This window comes from Streptomyces sp. NPDC093795 (assembly GCF_044764665.1).
GTDB lineage: Bacteria > Actinomycetota > Actinomycetes > Streptomycetales > Streptomycetaceae > Streptomyces.
Map to the genome: position 1 here is coordinate 442,836 of NZ_JBIWIO010000003.1, position 17,893 is coordinate 460,728.

Annotated in this window: 8 protein-coding genes; 5 read left to right on the top strand and 3 right to left on the bottom strand. The window is 69.1% G+C overall.

The features are described from left to right. The first annotated feature begins 202 nt into the window (after positions 1 to 202). Entirely contained in the window at positions 203 to 535 is a 333-nt protein-coding gene (locus ACIRB7_RS10905) for a DUF4190 domain-containing protein (protein ID WP_403595463.1), read from the top strand. A 68-nt stretch (positions 536 to 603) separates the two neighbouring features. Here ACIRB7_RS10905 and ACIRB7_RS10910 read toward each other — a convergent pair whose 3' ends face one another. After that, positions 604 to 1,722, bottom strand: coding sequence for a lytic polysaccharide monooxygenase (locus tag ACIRB7_RS10910; protein WP_403595466.1), 1,119 nt, complete (start codon positions 1,720 to 1,722; stop codon positions 604 to 606). Between the two features lie 410 nt (positions 1,723 to 2,132). Continuing rightward, positions 2,133 to 3,155, bottom strand: a complete 1,023-nt coding sequence (locus tag ACIRB7_RS10915; RefSeq protein WP_403595469.1) for a LacI family DNA-binding transcriptional regulator — start codon at positions 3,153 to 3,155, stop codon at positions 2,133 to 2,135. Between the two features lie 401 nt (positions 3,156 to 3,556). Here ACIRB7_RS10915 and ACIRB7_RS10920 point away from each other — a divergent pair, with 401 nt between their 5' ends. Both ACIRB7_RS10920 and ACIRB7_RS10925 read left to right on the top strand, forming a co-directional pair. Further along, entirely contained in the window at positions 3,557 to 6,142 is a 2,586-nt protein-coding gene (locus ACIRB7_RS10920) for a glycoside hydrolase family 9 protein (RefSeq protein ID WP_403596193.1), read from the top strand. Between the two features lie 23 nt (positions 6,143 to 6,165). After that, positions 6,166 to 7,560, top strand: a complete 1,395-nt coding sequence (locus ACIRB7_RS10925) for a cellulase family glycosylhydrolase (protein ID WP_403595472.1) — start codon at positions 6,166 to 6,168, stop codon at positions 7,558 to 7,560. Positions 7,561 to 7,653: 93 nt separating this feature from the next. Here the strand turns inward: ACIRB7_RS10925 and ACIRB7_RS10930 are convergent, their stop codons facing one another. Beyond that, positions 7,654 to 8,085: an MmpS family transport accessory protein gene (locus ACIRB7_RS10930; RefSeq protein ID WP_403595475.1), complete on the bottom strand. Its 432-nt coding sequence runs from the start codon at positions 8,083 to 8,085 to the stop codon at positions 7,654 to 7,656. Between the two features lie 398 nt (positions 8,086 to 8,483). On the opposite strand from ACIRB7_RS10930, the gene ACIRB7_RS10935 reads away from it, so the two are divergent. Beyond that, entirely contained in the window at positions 8,484 to 17,471 is an 8,988-nt protein-coding gene (locus tag ACIRB7_RS10935; RefSeq protein WP_403595478.1) for a DNRLRE domain-containing protein, read from the top strand. A 65-nt stretch (positions 17,472 to 17,536) separates the two neighbouring features. Next, complete coding sequence (locus tag ACIRB7_RS10940) at positions 17,537 to 17,881, top strand: hypothetical protein (protein ID WP_403595481.1); 345 nt, start codon at positions 17,537 to 17,539, stop codon at positions 17,879 to 17,881. The last annotated feature ends 12 nt before the right edge of the window (positions 17,882 to 17,893 follow it).

The window sequence follows — 17,893 nt, forward strand, 5'->3', positions numbered from 1 at the left end:
CTTCCACGAACCGACCGCACCCTCGCCTCGCGAACGAGCAAGGCGTTTGTCGACGACTTCGGGGCAAGAGGGCGTCTACAGCGAGTTGTTGGCATGCGAGAACAGAGATGAGTGTGATGTCGTGTCCTTGCCCCCTCACCATCAGTCGTCGAACGGCCACGCGCAGACCCAACCCGACACAGGCGTGCGGCGGAACAACGGAATGGCGATCGCCGCGCTCGTTCTCGGCATCGTGGCGCTTCTGCTCTTCTGGACCGTCTTCGGCGGCATCGTGCTGGGCCTGCTGGCTGTGGTCCTCGGCATCGTCGGCGCCCGCAAGGCGCGAGGCGGCCGCGCACCCCACGGCAAGATGTCGATCGTCGGCGCGGTCCTCGGCGCGGTCGGTTTGATCGCATCCGCTGTGATTCTCGCGATCGGTGCATCGATTCTCGGCTCGGACGAGTTCAAGAACTTCGACGAATGCGTCCAGCACGCTGAGACGCAGAGCGAACGTGACGCATGCGCGAACGACTTCAACAAGGACGTCAGCGACTGACCGCAGGCGGGGCGCGTGCCGCGCCGGTTCCCGCGCGACGCGGGAACCGGCGCGGCTTTCATGCGCGGCTACGGGTTGACACAGCCGATCGAGCCGATCGGATAGTCGTTGCCGGTCGATGTCGCCGTGAATCCGAAGGTGACGCTGCCCTCCGGCAGGATGGTCCGGTTGTAGTCGAGGTTCTTGACCGTGAGGGTGCCGTCGGACCCCGTGGTCAGCGCACCGTTCCACACGCTGTTGACCTTGGTGCCCGCGCCGGGCGTCCACTTCACGGCCCAGCCGTCACGCGGCGTCGTGTCGTGGTTCATGACCTCGACAGAACCCTGGAAGCCGCCGCTCCAGGCGTTGGTCACCTGGTAGACAGCCATGCACCCGGAGTGCGGGTCGGTGGGCGTGGGGGTCGGAGTCGGCGTCGGAGTCGGTGTAGGTGTCGGCGTCGGAGTAGGTGTCGGCGTCGGAGTGCTGCCCGAGCCGCGGATGCCCGTCACCTCGCCGTTGCCGCCGTCGAAGACGATGTCGGAGCAGGAGAAGAAGTTCTCCTGGCTGTCCGAGCGGACCCACTGGATGAACATCACCGCGTCGCCCGAGCGGCCCGAGGGCAGGTTCAGATTCCAGTAGTAGTGGCCGCCGTCCGTGCCCGGTGAGCCCGTCTGCGGCGGGTTGGTGACGGTCTCGATCAGTTCCAGGTCGTCCCAGCCCAGTTCGGTGCCGGGCGAGTAGCCGGGCTTGGACAGGTAGACCCGGAACGAGCCGGGGTGCGCGGCCCAGTTGCTGTGCTTGATCTGGATCGTCTTGCCGGACGTCAGGTGTGTGCGGGGCCAGTCGGAGCGGGCGGCGTTGTATCCGGTGAAGTTGTACGGCGACCGGTCACCGGCGCTGCACAGCTTCCCGTCCGGGACGTAACCCGGCCCTCGTCCACCCGCGTTGGAGTCGAGCACGGCGAACCAGTTGTACAGCGCGGTCGCGCCGCTCTCGGCGAGTGCCGCCTTGCATGCCGGGTTGGTGGGGTCCAGAGCGCCGGTGCTGGTCTTGGCGTCCAGCCAGCAGAGGTAGGTACGCGATCCCGGCGTCATCGTGACACCGTGCGCCTGCGCGTTGCCCTGGCCCATTAACGTCAGGGCGATTCCGCCGAGCAGCGTCGCGAGCGCCGCCGCCAGGGAAACAAGTTGTCTCTTGCGTCGAGCCATGGTGTCTCCTGTGCCTGTGTGGGGACTGTCTTCCGGCAGGTGGGGAGGATGGCCCGGGCACCGGGCGAGCCGGCGTCGCGGGTGAAGTGGTGGAGCGGGATCGGCAGGAACGCCGAACCGTCTACGCGTTGGGAGCGCTCCCACAGGTTGGTTCGTAGGGGACTGTAAGAGCGACGCTGTGCTCTGACAACCCATCGGGACAGAGATGCGCCGAGCGAATTCCGAAAGGGCAGGCCGAAGGCGGCGGGGGAGATCCGTCGATGCTCGTCGGCTTGTGCCGGCTGATTGGGAGCGCTCCCGAAATCATTGGGGCTGGTTCGGGGCGGGACTGGCGATGCCGACGCCCGGCGGGTGCACCCGGTGCCGGTGCACCCGGTGTCACGGCGGCTGAAGTGGCGTGCGAAGACGCCTCAGGCCGACTCGCGCACCACCAACCGCGTCCGCAGGATCACATGGCGCCAGGCCACCTCCGGCTGCGCCATTTCCTCAAGCAGCAGCCGCACCATGGTCCGCCCGATCTCCTCCATCGGCTGGCGGACGGTCGTCAGCGGCGGCTCCGTCTGCTCGGCCAGCTCGAAGTCGTCGAAGCCGACCACCGCCACGTCCTGCGGCACCCGCCGCCCCGCCGCGTGCAGGGCGGCCAGCGCCCCGGCGGCCATGCTGTCCGACGCGGCGAAGACGCCGTCGACCTCCGGGTGGCGCTCGATGAGCCCGGCCATCGCCCGCCGCCCGCTGGGCTCCGTGAAGTCGCCCTCCACGACCAGGGACGGCAGCTCGACGAGCCCGGCGTCGCCCAGCGCTTCCCGGTAACCGCGCAGCCTGCACTGGGCGACGTACATCTCGGGCGGGCCGGTGATCGCGGCGATGACCTTCCGCCCGCCACCCACCAGATGGCCGACCGCAGCCCGCGCGCCGCCGACGTTGTCCGCGTCCACGTAGGTCACCCGCTCGTCACTCGAGCGCCTGCCGAGCAGCACCGTGGGCAGGCCGGCGTCGGCGAGCATGTCCGGCAGCCGGTCCTCGGCCCGTACGGACATCAACAGCGCCCCGTCGACCCGGCCGCCGCGAAGGTACTCCACGAGCCGCTGCCGCTCGGCGTCCGTGCGGACGAGGGTGAGCAGCAGCTGCACGCCCGCCTCGTCCAAGGCGTCGCCGACCGCCCGCGCGATCTCCGAGAAGAACGGCTCTCCGAACAGTCGCCAGTCCGACTTCGTCATCACCAGCGCGACGGCGCCCGCACGCCGCCCGGCCAGTGAACGCGCGGCCAGGTTGGGCACGTAACCCAGCTCGTCGATGGCGCGCTGTACGGCACGGCGTGTGGACGCCTTGACGCCCGACGCGCCGTTGATCACCCGGGAGACCGTGCCCCGCCCCACTCCGGCAAGGGCTGCCACTTCCTCCAGCGTCGGTGTGCCGGAACTTCGCTTCAGCATGATCCCACCCCCAAGAACACCAGATCCTACGACCCGGTGGGTGCCGTACCGCGTGTCCTGACAGACCGCCAGGTACCGTGCGGACGCGGGGTGTCGCCGTGCTCGATCCGGACGCGGTCACCCGTCGCGGCCGGTGTCCCGTGAAGTCGCGGCCGCGGTCCCGGGGACTCGACGGCGGCGGCGAATCCCGTCGAACAGCTTGACGGCGCATCGCGCGACCACGAGATTGGGAGCGCTCCCACTCTCTGTGTCGCACCGCAGGACACCACGCCGGTGCCCCAGCCACCGCGTGCCTTCCCCCTCCCCGTAAGGACTTCAGAGTGCCGCGACATCAGTCCCCCTCTTCCCCCCTGCCCCGCCCATACCGCCGACCCGGCCGCTCCCGACGCGTGAGCGGGTTGATGGGCGCGGCGGTCACCGCCGGGGTGGTGGCCGCCGGCCTGGTCGCCCCCGCCGGTGCCGCCGAACCCGTCGACGAACCGCCCGAGGTCATCGTCAACGGGGACTTCTCCGCGGGCACCGCCCCCTGGTGGTCGACGGCCAACAGCCCCATGGCGGTCGTGGACGGACGCCTGTGCGCCGATGTCCCCGCAGGCACGGCCAATGCCTGGGACGCCATCGTGGGACAGAACGGACTCGCCCTCGTCGCGGGCGAGTCGTACACGCTGAGCTACACGGCGACGTCCACCGTGCCGGTCACCATTCGCGCCAACGTGCAGATGGCGACCGAACCGTGGAGCACGGAACTCTCCACCGTGCAGCCGGTCGGGACGACCGCCGAACGCGTCACCGAGACCTTCACGGCCGGAGCCGACCACGAGGCCGCTCAACTCGCCTTCCAGATCGGGGGCAGCGCCGAGGCCCTCACCTTCTGCGTCGACGACGTATCGCTGCGCGGCGGGACCGCGCCACCACCGTACGAACCGGACACCGGATCACCGGTCCGGGTCAACCAGGTCGGGTACCTCACCCACGGCCCCAAGGGCGGCACCTTCGTCACCGACGAGACCGGCCCGCTGCCCTGGACGCTCGGCTCGGCCGACGGGACGCGCCTCGCCGGCGGTACCACCACTCCGGCGGGCGTGGACACCGCCTCACGGCAGAACGTCCACACCTTCGACTTCAGCGCGGTCACGACGCCGGGGGAGGGCTACACCGTCACGGTGGCGGGGCAGAGGAGTGAGCCGTTCGCCATCGGCGACGACCTGTACGCGTCGCTGCGCACCGACGCGCTCGCGTACTTCTACCACAACCGCAGCGGCATCGAGATCGACGCGGACATCGTGGGGGAGCGGTACGCGCGGCCGGCCGGCCATGTGGGGGTGAGCCCCAACCAGGGCGACAACGACGTGCCCTGCCAGCCCGGTGTCTGCGACTACCGCCTCGACGCGGCAGGGGGTTGGTACGACGCCGGCGACCACGGCAAGTACGTCGTCAACGGCGGTATCGCCGTCGCTCAGTTGATGTCCACGTTCGAGCGGACCCTGTACGAGGAGACCGCCGACGCCGGGCCGCTCGGTGACGGTCGACTCCGGCTTCCCGAACACGGCAACGCGACTCCCGACATCCTCGACGAGGCCCGCTGGGAGCTGGAGTTCCTGATGCGGATGCAGGTGCCCGCCGGGAAGCCGCTGGCCGGTATGGCCCACCACAAGCTGCACGACAAGGAGTGGACGGGACTGCCGACCCGGCCGGACCGCGATCCCCAGCCCCGGGAACTCCATCCGCCGACCACGGCGGCCACCCTCAACCTGGCGGCCACCGCCGCCCAGTGCGCCCGGCTCTTCCAGGTCTACGACGCGGACTTCGCCGCGCGGTGCCGGACAGCCGCGCGAACGGCGTGGACGGCGGCCGAGGCCCACCCGGCCGTTCTCGCCGATCCGCAGGACGGCACGGGCGGTGGCGCCTACCCCGACGACGACGTGCGTGACGAGTTCTACTGGGCAGCGGCGGAGCTCTTCCTCACCACCGGCGAGGACGCGTACCGCCAGGAAGTCCTCCGCTCCCCGCTGCACGGTGACACCGACGCGGTCTTCCCGCGCGGCGGCATGTCCTGGGGGGCGGTCGCCGGGCTCGGCGCCCTGAACCTCGCGACCGTGCCGAGCAGGCTGTCCGCCGACCAGCTCACGACGGTGCGCGGCATGGTGACCGAAGCCGCCGACGGTTACGCGGCCGACTCGGCCGGAGCCGCGTACGGCCTTCCGTACGCGCCCGGCGACGGGCACTACGTATGGGGTTCGAACAGCCAGGTCGCCAACAACATGGTCGTCCTCGGGACGGCACACGACCTGACCGGCAGGACCGTCTACCGTGACGCCGCGCTGCGCGGGCTGGACTACCTGCTGGGCCGCAACGCGCTGAACCAGTCCTACGTCACCGGATACGGCGAGCGGGACGCGCGCAACCAGCACCACCGGTTCTGGGCCAACCAGCTCGACCCCGCGCTGCCGAACCCCGCCCCCGGATCCCTGGCCGGCGGTCCGAACGACGCCATCCAGGACCCGGTCGCGCAGGCCAAACTGCGGGGCTGCGCACCGTCGATGTGCTACATCGACGACATCGAGTCCTGGGCCACGAACGAGATCACCGTCAACTGGAACGCCCCGCTCGTCTGGGCCGCGTCCTACGTGGACGATCTGGGGAGCGGTGCGGCCGCGAAGGCGCAGTGCGAGGTCACCTACACCTCGCAGCGCTGGGGCGGCGGTTTCACCACCCAGGTCGTGGTGAAGAACACCGGCGCTTCGGCCATCAAGCCCTGGAAGCTCGACTGGACCTTCGCCGACCAGCAGCGGGTGACCGAGCAGTGGGGCGCCGACGTCCGGCAGAGCGGCCCCCGGGTCACTGCCGAGGCGCTGAGCTGGAACGCCCGGCTTGCGCCCGGCGGCACCGTGCAATTCGGCTTCAACGGCAGGTCCACCGGCCTCGTGAACGACCCGAAGGTCTTCCGGCTGAACGATCGGGCCTGCGGGATGCCGGCACAGCGATGACACTTCACACGAGGAGCAACGCGATGAAACGACGCTTGCCGGCCTTACTCGCGACCTGCGCCACGGCCCTGGGTCTCACGGCCCTGACCAGCCCCGAGGCGGCGGCCGCCGGCGGATGCAAGGTCGACTACACGGTCACCAGTCAGTGGCAGGGCGGCTTCCAGGCCGGAGTGAAGATCACCAACCTGGGTGAACCCCTCACCGGGTGGACTCTCAGGACCACCCTGCCGGACGCCGGGCAGAAGCTCGTCCAGGGCTGGAACGCCACCTGGTCGCAGTCCGGCTCCACGGTCACCACCGTCGGCCTCGACTGGAACCGCACACTGGCCACCGGCGCGACGGCCGACGTGGGATTCGTGGGCTCCTTCACGGGCGCCAACCCGAAGCCCACGGCGTTCACCCTCAACGGCGTCGCCTGTACGGGCTCCGTCGTAGAACCCCCGCCCGGAGGCGAGGAGCCCCCGCCCGTCCCGGGCACCGGCACCCCCGTGGACATCAACGGCAAGCTCCACGTCTGCGGCGTGAACCTGTGCAACCAGTACAACCGCCCCGTACAGCTGCGCGGGATGAGCACGCACGGCATCCAGTGGTTCAGCAAGTGCTACAACACCGCGTCCGTGGACGCGCTGGCGAAGGACTGGAAGTCGGACCTGCTGCGCATCGCCATGTACGTGCAGGAGAGCGGCTACGAGACCGACCCGGCGGGCTTCACCAGCCGGGTGAACAGCCTCGTCGACATGGCCGAAGCCCGTGGCATGTACGCGATGATCGACTTCCACACCCTGACGCCGGGCGACCCGAACTACAACCTCGAGCGCGCGAAGACGTTCTTCGCGTCCGTCGCGGCCCGCAACGCCGACAAGAAGCACGTGATCTACGAGATCGCCAATGAGCCCAACGGTGTGAGCTGGACGGCCGTCAAGAGCTACGCCGAGCAGGTCATCCCGGTGATCCGGGCCGCCGACCCGGACGCCGTCGTCATCGTCGGCACCCGCGGCTGGTCCTCACTGGGCGTCTCGGACGGCTCCAACGAGAGCGAGGTCGTCAACAATCCCGTCAACGCCACCAACATCATGTACGCGTTCCACTTCTACGCCGCGAGCCACAAGGACAACTACCGCGCGACGTTGAGCCGGGCCGCGTCCCGACTGCCGCTGTTCGTCACCGAGTTCGGCACGGTGAGCGCCACCGGCAATGGAGCGATGGACCGGGCGAGCACCACGGCCTGGCTGGACCTGCTCGATCAGCTGAAGATCGGCTACGCGAACTGGACGTATTCCGACGCCCCCGAAAGCAGTGCGGCGTTCAAGCCCGGCACCTGCAACGGCGGCAACTACAGCAGCGGCGACGTGCTGACCGAATCGGGGGCGCTCCTCAAGAGCCGGATCAGCACTCCTGACAACTTCCCCACCAGCTGACCGAGGACAGCTCGACCCCTGATGACGGCCCGTCGGATCACCCGGCGGGCCGTTTTGTCGGTACGGGGAACCCGGAGGTCCGGCTGCCGCCCCTCAGCCCGACGTCCCGGTGCAGGTGGCCCGCCCGAACGTGCCGGACGCCGTGGCGCGTTGGACGTGCCGGCCGCGGATGGCCAGGGCGCACGTGGCCTGACCGCCCTTCGCGTCGAGGACGACGCCGACCGAGGGAGGCGTACCGACCGGGGCCTTGACGGTCTTCTTCCACGGCAGCGCCACTCCCTGCTCGACCACCGCCTCGCCCGCGTCGCCGCCACCGAGATACGAGATGTCGGCGGTGCCGTTGCCGGACACCTCGTAGGTGACCTCGGCCGTCTCCGCGGCGGCGGGCGACGGCTTCTCCTCGTCGGCCAGGGCCCCGTACCCTACGACACCTCCACACAGCAGCAGGACGACAGCGGCGGCGACGGCGAGCAAGACACCCCGGCGGCCGGTGCGCCGATTCATGCCGGAGTTCACCGAATCCACGCCCTTCGTATCCTTGCCCGCTTCATTCCCTTCCCGTATTCCGTTCGTCTCCGGCTCTGCGTTCTCCGAGGTTTCTGACGATGACATGGGCTGTCTCGGCTTTCGGTGCGAGGACTGGTGCGGAACCGGCCGTTTATACATGATTTCCCGTGCCCGGGGCGAGCCACCGGAGAGATCGGGCGAAGCAGTCATAGCGGGAGACCGGGCGATTGTCGTGTTTGCGGCGGAATTTCGCGTGGCTTGACATGACGTTCCGTCAATCTCTAGACCTCCCCTTGTATGGGCGGACCCGCCGATGCACTCTCTCGGTCGATGGGAAGTAGAAAGTGAAGATTCCGAGACCCGGCCTGTGGTCGGGCCTGGCGACATTCGCGGTGATCAGTACGATGCTGCAACCCGTGGCGTTCTCCACGCCCGCGGAAGCGGCCGCACCGTTCGACGAGAAGGAATGGCGCGAACAACTGAAAAACTGGGACAAGGACGACGGTGATCCGCCCGTCCTGCCCCAGGAGTCCGTGTTCCTGAACGATCGCCTGCCCAAGGGTGACAAGGCCCGGAAGCCCCAGCGTGTCCGGGAGTTGACCGAACGCCGCACGCCGACCGCCCGCTACTGGCAGCTGTCGGACGGCAGCACCCAGGCGGAGATATCCGCCGTACCGACCGCCTTCCGGTCGGGCGCGGGCTGGAAGACGATCGACACGACCGTCTCCGCCGCCGACCGAAAAGGCTTCCTCTTCGCCAATACCGCCAACACGGCGCGCAGTTGGTTCGGCTCGGACGCCAACTCCGTCCTGCGCGTCGAAACCGGCACCGGTCAGGCCGTGACCTTCGGGCTCAAGGGCGCCGGCCGGCTCTCGCCGCGCGCCAAGGGCGCGGACGTCACCTACCCCGACGCCGTCAACGGTGCCGACCTCGCCTACCGCGTCGGCCCGGGCGAGGTGAAGGAGACCCTCACCCTCACCGAACGCCCGGCGAAGGCCCCCGCGTACACCTTCACCGTGGACACGGACGGGCTCACGCCCACCCTGCGCCCCGGCGGCTCGGTGGCCTTCCACAAGGAATCCTCCGCCGATCCGGTGCTGGTGATCCCCGCGCCGTACATGACGGATGCCAAGCAGGACGCGGACTCCCCGTACGGGACCGCCTACAGCACCGACGTCGAGACCCGGCTGGCCAGGAAGGGCGGCGGCTGGGAGCTGACCGTCGAGCCGTCCGCGGCGTGGCTGAACGCCCCCGAGCGCCAGTACCCGGTCGTGATCGACCCGACGATCACGATCGCGCCGACGCCCACCCAGTCCCAGGACGTGATGGTCACGTCCGACGACCCCGCCGCCAACTTCAAGGACTCCTGGCGGCTCTCCGCCGGCCGCACGGCCGCGGGCGCCGCCCGCTCCCTGGTCAAGTACGACCTGTCCGGCATCCCCGCCAACACCCGCGTCGACTCGGCCCGGATGCAGCTCTACTACGACCAGACCCACAGCGCCAACAACGTCGCCGTGACGCTCGGCGCCTACCGGGCCACCGGCCCGTGGGACGAGACGACCGCGACCTGGAACAGCACCAAGGACCTGGTCGGCGAGCAGTCCGCCTACTCCGTCACCGTCGACGACGGCGACGCCGACACGACCGCCGCCAAGGGCGCCTGGCCGGCCTCGGGCAACACCGCGTTCACGCAGTACGCGATCAACCGGGACTACCTCTACAACAAGGACACGGTCGCCGGTGACACCTACACCTGGCAGCCCAAGCTCGCCGAGTCCGGTGCCTACCGGGTCGACGTGCACTCCATCCCGGCCTCCGACCGCGCCACCAACGCGCCGTACACGCTGACGCACAGCGGCGGCACCACGGCGTACACCGTCGACCAGTCCGCCGGCACCGGTGGTGTCTGGAAGACGCTGGGGACGCGGGACTTCGCGGCCGGCACCACCGGCAAGCTCGTCCTCGGCGACGGCCCCGCCTCCACCACGACCGCCGTCATCGCGGACGCGGCCCGGTTCGTCAAGCCCGCCACCGACGTGATGCAGCCCAACACGTACAACAAGTGGCACAGCTTCTCCGTCCGCGACACCGTCCAGTCGTGGGTCGACGGCACGCAGAGCAATCACGGCTTCGTCGTCAAGGCGGAGAACGAGGCGACCGCCGCCGTCGGCGGCCCGCGCTACCACGCCGCCCGGTTCGGCTACGGCGGCGAGACCGCCACGTACCCGAAGCTCACCCTCACCTACGGCCGCCCCGGCGCCGACCTCAAGGCTCCGACGACCATCCACGACACCGGCGCCGAGCTGGCCTGGGATGCCTACCAGGACCCCTCCACCGCCACCTCGGACGACATCGTCGAGTACCAGGTGCACCGCAGCGTCTTCCAGCGGTTCACGCCCTCCGCCTCGACGCTGGTCGCCCCCGTCGGCAAGGACACGCGGACCTTCACCGACACCACCGCCGCTCCGACAACGGCCGCGGACCCGGAGCCCTTCGGCCGCGCGTACTACTACATGGTCGCCGTGAAGACGAGCGACGGCCAGATCGTCCCGGCCACCACCCAGCTCGTACGGCTGCCCAAGGCCGGACGCACCACCAAGATCTTCCAGAGCGGCCAGTGGGACACCACGCTCGCCTCGAACGAGCCGACCACACCGCACGACACCATCGACGACACCGGCGTCCGGCAGAACTGGCTGTCCGTCGGCAACAACTCGGCCACCTTCGGCAGGACGCGCGCCGTCCTCGGCTTCCCCTCGCTGAACATCCCGGCGACCGCCCGGGTGATGCAGTCCGAGCTCGTCCTGTGGGGCTCGCTCACCAACACCGGCTCCACCGGCGCCGCCTACGAACTGCGGCCGCTCACGCGGACGTTCGACGAGGCGACAGCCACCTGGGCCAAGGCCGACACCGCCACCGCCTGGACCACGGCGGGCGGTGACCACGGAGCGGCCGTCGCCGACACCGTCTCCCAGCTGACCAACGACCCGGCCCGGCACAACTGGGACGCCACCTCCCTCACCCAGGGATGGGTGAAGGACCCCACCCTCGCCAAGGGCCTGATGGTCAAACTCGCGGACGAGGCCGGACCCCAGGAGCGCACCCTCTTCCTTTCGTCCGAGGCGCCGGAGCAGGAGCTGCGCCCGCAGCTCGTCGTCACGTACATCGACTCCACCACGGAGTCCACGTACTACGCGGCGCAGACCCCCGCCCGCATGATCCCCGGCGACACCCACACCGTCGAGGTCACCCTCACCAACACCACCGACCGCGTCCTGAGCGCGGCGAACGAGACCCTGACCTACACCTGGGCGCTGCCGGACGGCACCGACGCGACCACCGGCGGGAACCAGGTCGAGACGGCGCTGCCGCGCGACCTCCTGCCCGGGGACACCGTCACCGTCCAGGCCCAGGTCAAGACGCCGATCAACTCCGGCTCCGGGAACAAGCGCACGGACTACGTGCTCACCTGGGACATCCGGAACAAGACGACCGGCACCTGGATGTCGGGCACCGACACCATCCCCGGCCTGCGCCAGAACGTCGCGGTCGAGGACCCGACGTCGAACCAGCTCGGGATGGAGAAGTTCTACTCGTACACCGGGAAGAACACCGGCGCCGGCGCGTCCGTGATGAACAACCTGTACGCGGGCAACAACGTCTGGTCGTACAACGCCTTCACCAACCCCGGCCGGGGCATCTCCACCTTCGCCCGCTTCACCTACAACTCCCTCGACACCTCCGACACCGTGCTCGGCCACGGCTGGTCCGCCCAGCTGGCCTCGCCCCTGCGGCTGGGCATGGGGCTCGACTTCCACCCCAACCCCCACCCGCGTGAGGTGACGCTGCCCGACGGCGACGGCACCGCGCACATCTTCCGCAAGCAGACCGACGGCACGTGGAAGGCCCCGGCGGGCGTCCACTACCTGCTGGCGGAGAAGCCGGGCGTCGACTGCAAGCCGTCCTCGGACGGCGACCCGCAGGCGTGGTCCATGACGCGGCCCGACCGGACGAAGTTCTTCTTCGACTGCGACGGCTTCATCACCTCGACGGTGGACAAGAACGGCAACACGCAGACGTTCACCTACGAGGAGCGCAAGTCCAACAACAAGCCGGTCAAGTTCCTCCGGTACATCACCGACCCGGCCGGCCGGCAGACCCTCAGCGTCGACTACTACGCCAAGGGATCGGCGTACAGCTACATCGACGACACGGGCACCAAGGTGAGCGGCAACAACCTCACCAACCCCAAGATCGTGGACCACGTGAAGTCCGTCCGGGACGTCTCCGGCCGCGAACTCACCTTCGTCTACAGCGACAAGGGGCTCCTCGGCGAGCTGACCGACGGCGCGGGCTCGGCCCAGCCGAAGGTGTTCCGCTTCGTCTACGACGCCACCCAGGGCAACAAGAACGTCAAGCTGGTCAAGGTCACCGACCCGCGCGGCAACGCGACCACCTTCGACTACTACTATCCGAACGAGGGTGACGACCCGAAGTTCCACTGGGCCGCGCAGAGCATCACCGACCGGCTCGGCGGCACCACCGGATTCGTCTACACCGACCCCGACGGCTCCGCCGGCTCGGTGATCGACACCCGGGTCACCGACGCCGAGGGCCACGCCACCGGCTACGTCCACGACGGCTACGGCCGCCCCACCCAGATCACCAACGCCAAGTCCCAGGTCACCAAGATGTCCTGGGACGCGGACAACAACGTCACCCGCCTGGAGGAGCCCAACGGCGCCTACACCACCTGGGTGTACGACCCCAAGACCGGCTACCCGCTGGAGCAGAAGGATCCGGAGGCCAACAAGAACGGCACCCCGGCCCAGACCTTCCAGTACCAGACCGGACTGAACGGTCACATCGCCGACCTGTGGCGCAAGACCTCACCGGAGGGCCGCACCTGGGAGTTCGGCTACGACGGCTCGGGCAACCTGACCTCGGTCACCGACCCCAAGGGAGTCGCCTCCGCCACGGCGGGTGACTACACCACCCGCTACGCCTACGACGCCCTCGGTCAGCTGACCAAGGAGACCGACGCCAACGGCAACGCCACCACCAACAGCGGTTTCGGACCCACCGGTTACCCGGCGACCATCACCGACCCGCTGGGCAAGGCCGCCACCTTCGTCTACGACGTCCGCGGCAACGTCCTCGAGGCCGTCAACGCCAAGGGCGCCAAGGTCACGCAGACCTACGACACCTACAGCCGCCCGCTGGTCAAGAAGGAACCCAAGGACCAGAGCGCGAACCTCTTCATCACCACCCCCGCCCCGGTCTACGACGCCAACGACAACATCACCCAGGTGACGGCGCCCAACGGATCCGTCTCCACCTCGGCGTACGACAAGGGCGACCAGCTCATCGAGCGGGTACTGCCCAAGGACGTGGCGACAGACCCCGAGCGCAGATCGACCTTCACGTACGACAAGGTCGGCAACGTCGTCACCGAGACCGAGCCGCAGGGCAACGTCACGGCGACGGTCGGCGACTTCACCACGACGAACCGCTACGACGAGATCTACCAGGCCGTCGAGACGGTGAACGCGCAGGGCGAGAAGGCGACCGCCACGTACGACAACGTCGGCAACGTGCTCAAGGTCGTCGACCCGCTGAAGAACGCCAGCGCCGACCCCGCCGACTTCACCACGAAGTTCACGTACGACCTCAACCACCGTGTCGTCACCACGACCGACGCCATCGGGGCATCCACCTCCGACCGCTTCGACCTCGACGGCAACACCATCGGCACGACCGACGCCGACGGCAACGAGGCGCTCGCCGCCTACGACGCCCGCAACGCGCTGATCGAGGCCAAGCAGCCCTGGAACAAGGACGGTTCGGGCAACACGCTGTACCGCACCACCCGCTACGAGTACGACCAGGTCGGCAACGCGACCAGGACGATCACCCCGCGGGGCGTCGAAACCACCGACGACACCACGGACTTCGTCGCCGAGACGGTCTACGACCAGCTCAACCGCGTCAAGGAGGAGCGCTCGCCCTTCGACAAGGACGACACGCGCTACAACACCCCGGACACGACCTTCTACAGCTACGACGAGGTCGGCAACCTCTTCCAGGTCTCCACCCCGCCGTCCGAGGGCCAGTCCGTCCGCAACGTCACCGAGTACGCGTACTACGACAACGGCTGGGCGAAGAGCTCCAAGGACCCGTGGGACATCACCACGGCCTACGACTACAACGAGCTCGGCCAGCAGACCAAGAACACCCTGACCGCCGCCGGCGGATCCCAGTCGCGCACCATGACCTGGGACTTCTACCCGTCCGGCAACGAGAGGGGCCGCTCCGACGACGGTGTCCCGGTGGGCCGGGCGGTCACCCTCGTGGACAGCTCCGACTTCCACAACACCACCTCCCAGGGCACCTGGAACCGCACCACCGCCCCGGGGAACTACGGCTACGACACCCACACCCACCCGGCCGGCACCGGCGTGGACCGGTTCGTGTGGCAGCTGAACATCCCGCAGAACGGCACCTACGAGGTCTTCGTCCGGCACCCGCAGGTCGCGGGCGCCGCCACCAACGCCTCCTTCACCGTCGACCACGACGGCGGCAGCGCCACGAAGACCGTGGACCAGAGCACCGGCGCCGGCCAGTGGATCTCCCTCGGCAGCTACGCCTTCGTCGAGGACGGCCCGCAGAAGATCACCGTCACCGACAAGGCGAACGGCACCGTCGTCGCCGACGCGGTGAAGCTGGTCCGTGCCAACGGCGGCGAGAGCGACACCGAGAAGAAGGACTTCGGTTACCGCTACGACGTCAACGGCAACCTCGTCGAGGTCAAGGACAACTCGCCCGGCGCCAAGATCGACACGTATCGCGTCGCCTACGACGGACTCAACCGCATCTCCAAGGTCGAGGAGGTCGCCGCGGGCACGGTGAAGAACACCACCGCGCTCACGTACAACGCCAACGGCAACCCCGTCACCTCGACGCACGACCTCACCTGGTCCAAGACCGAGTACGACGCGCGTGACCTCGTCACCAAGGTCACCAACGCCGACTCCGCGACGGCCGGGAACCAGCAGATCTCCACCTTCACCTACACCCCCCGCGGGCAGTCGCTGCGGCAGACCAAACCGAACGGGAACACGCTCGACCTGAGCTACTACCTGGACGGTTCGGTCGAGCAGGCCCTGGAGAAGACCTCCGCGGGCGCGGTCGTGGCCCAGCACGACCTGGAGTACTCGGCCAACGGCCACCGCTCCAAGGACACGCTGAAGCTGATGAACGCCGACGATCCGGCGGCGACCATCGACAACACGTACGTCTTCGACTACGACCCGCAGGACCGCGTCGCCAAGGTCGCCAAGAGCGGTGACTCCTCGGCGACCGAGACCTACACGTACGACGCGAACAGCAACGTCGTCGCGCAGTCCGTCGGAGGCGTCGACACGACCCACCGCTACGACCGCAACCGGCTGCTGTCCTCCTCGTCCGGCGGCATCACCTCCACCTTCAACTACGACCCGCTGGGCCGCCTGGACACCATCTCCGCCGGTGGCCAGACCATCCAGAAGAACACCTACGACGGTTTCGACCGGACCAAGCGCAGCCGCTCCGGTTCCGGCGCCTCGTCCGTGACCACCGACTACGTCTACGACCCCTTCGACCGTACGGTCACCGAGACCACCTCGGGTGCCGAGAGCAAGACGCTGGCGTTCACCTACCTGGGCATGGAGGACCAGGTCCTCCGCGAGGAGCTGAGCGGCAAGGCCGACAAGTCCTACCAGCTGTCGCCGTGGGGGCAGAAGCTCACCCAGATCAAGCACCTGGACACCGGCGGCAAGGAGTACTCGCAGTTCACCTACAGCCCCCGCGGTGACGTGGAGGCGATCACCAAGGACAACGGCACCACCCGGGCCACCTACGGCTACACCGCCTACGGCTCGAACGACGACGCCCAGTTCACCGGCGCGGACAAGCCCGACGCCTCCGCCCCCGAGGGGGAGGAGCCGTACAACGCGTTCCGCTTCAACGCGGCCCGTTGGGACGGCGGTTCGAACACGTACGACATGGGCTTCCGGAACTACGACCCGGGCCTGAACCGCTTCCTGACGCGTGACATGTACGGCGGCGCGCTCGCCGACATGCGCCTGGCGGCGGACCCGTTCACCGGCAACCGGTACGCCTTCGCCGGCGGCAACCCGATCAGCTTCGTCGAACTCGACGGACACCTCTTCGGGCTCTCCCTGTCCGACATCGGCCACGCGACGCTGGACGTCGTCGGTCTGATCCCGGTCGTCGGTGAGGTCGCCGACGTCGCCAACGGCGTCTGGTACGCGGCCGAGGGCAACTACACCGACGCGGCGCTCTCCATGGCCTCGGCGATTCCGTTCGCCGGATACGGGGCCACCGCCGTCAAGGCGGGCCGCTACGTCGACAAGGGCCTGGACGCCATGGACTCCGCGGGCGACGCCGCCCGCACGGCGGACAACGTCGGCGACGCGGCGAAGGCCGCGCCGGCGCCGAAGGATCCGGCCCCTGCCCCGGCGCCCAAGCAGGACGCGCCGGACGCACCCGCGGCACCCGCCTGCAAGATCAACAGCTTCGTGCCCGGAACCAAGGTCCTCATGGCCGACGGTTCCACCCGGGCGATCGACCAGCTGAAGGTGGGCGACCTCGTCCTCGCCACGGACGTGGAGGGCGGCGACACCCGCGCCCGCGCGGTGACCGACACCCGGAGCCACGAGGGCCGCAAGGACCTCGTGACGCTGACCGTCGACACCGACGGCCGCGACGGCGCGAAGACCGGCGTCATCACCTCGACGGCGGGCCACGAGTACTGGCTGCCGGACGCCGGACGGTGGGTGCCGGCGACGGCTCTCGAGCCGGGCATGTGGCTGCGCGCGGCCTCGGGCACCTGGATCCAGATCACCGCGGTCGACCGCACCACCCGTAAGGAGCGGGTGCACAACCTCACCGTCGAGGGCGTCCACGACTACTACGTCCTCGCGGGTGACGGTCAGCTCCTCGTCCACAACGGCTGTGGCGACGACCTTCCCGAGATCAAGATCCCGCAGAGCCTGCGGGGCGGGGACGGCATCTTCAGCCCGGGACCGTACGCCCGCAAGGGTGTCCTCGCCCCGAGCACCTCGCAGCGCTTCGGCAAGGCGGTCCGCAAGGCCGTCAACGCCATCGGCGACCGGTTCGGCTGCCACCGCTGCGGAGTGAAGGACCCCGGCACCAGCGTCAACAACGCCCAGCGGATGTTCAAGAACAGGACGCTCGGCAACTGGATCCCCGACCACTGGCCGGCCAACGCCGTGCTCAAGAAGCTGCAGCTGCTGGGCAAGGCACGCCAGCTCCTGCTGCCGCACTGCAAGGCGTGCTCGGACATCCAGCGCAACGCGATGAACAAGCATTCGCGCAGCTGACGCCCGGACCGGCAGAGGCAGGACAATGAGACCGTCGGTGACGGCGGACCAGGAGTGAGGCAGTCGTGCAGTTCAGTGTGAGAGTGCTGGGACGGATGAGCGGCGACGTCGTCGCTCAGCGGACGGCGGACGCGTTGGGCATCTTCAACTCGACCCCGCAGTTCCTCAGCAACGAGCGGTGGGAGATCGAGGTGGTCCTCCCCGACGAGGCCGAGGACGACGTCGAGTCCGGCCCGGACGGGGAGATCGCCCCCGTCTGGGAGCTGCTGTGCGACAGCGTCGGGGACGACGGCCCCGACGTCGACGCGGCCGCGGCCGAAGAGGCCGCGACCGCGGACCTGGCACGGGTCAGGCAGGCCCTGCTCGACGCGGGGGCCACCGAGGTCCTGATCGAAACGCTCGAACCGTAGGTCCTCACGTCT

Coding starts and splice junctions, on each gene's coding strand:
- ACIRB7_RS10920 (WP_403596193.1), top strand. CDS start 3,557: ATGGGCGCGGCGGTCACCGCCGGGGTGGTGGCCGCCGGCCTGGTCGCC.
- ACIRB7_RS10910 (WP_403595466.1), bottom strand. CDS start 1,722: ATGGCTCGACGCAAGAGACAACTTGTTTCCCTGGCGGCGGCGCTCGCG.
- ACIRB7_RS10925 (WP_403595472.1), top strand. CDS start 6,166: ATGAAACGACGCTTGCCGGCCTTACTCGCGACCTGCGCCACGGCCCTG.
- ACIRB7_RS10915 (WP_403595469.1), bottom strand. CDS start 3,155: ATGCTGAAGCGAAGTTCCGGCACACCGACGCTGGAGGAAGTGGCAGCC.
- ACIRB7_RS10905 (WP_403595463.1), top strand. CDS start 203: ATGGCGATCGCCGCGCTCGTTCTCGGCATCGTGGCGCTTCTGCTCTTC.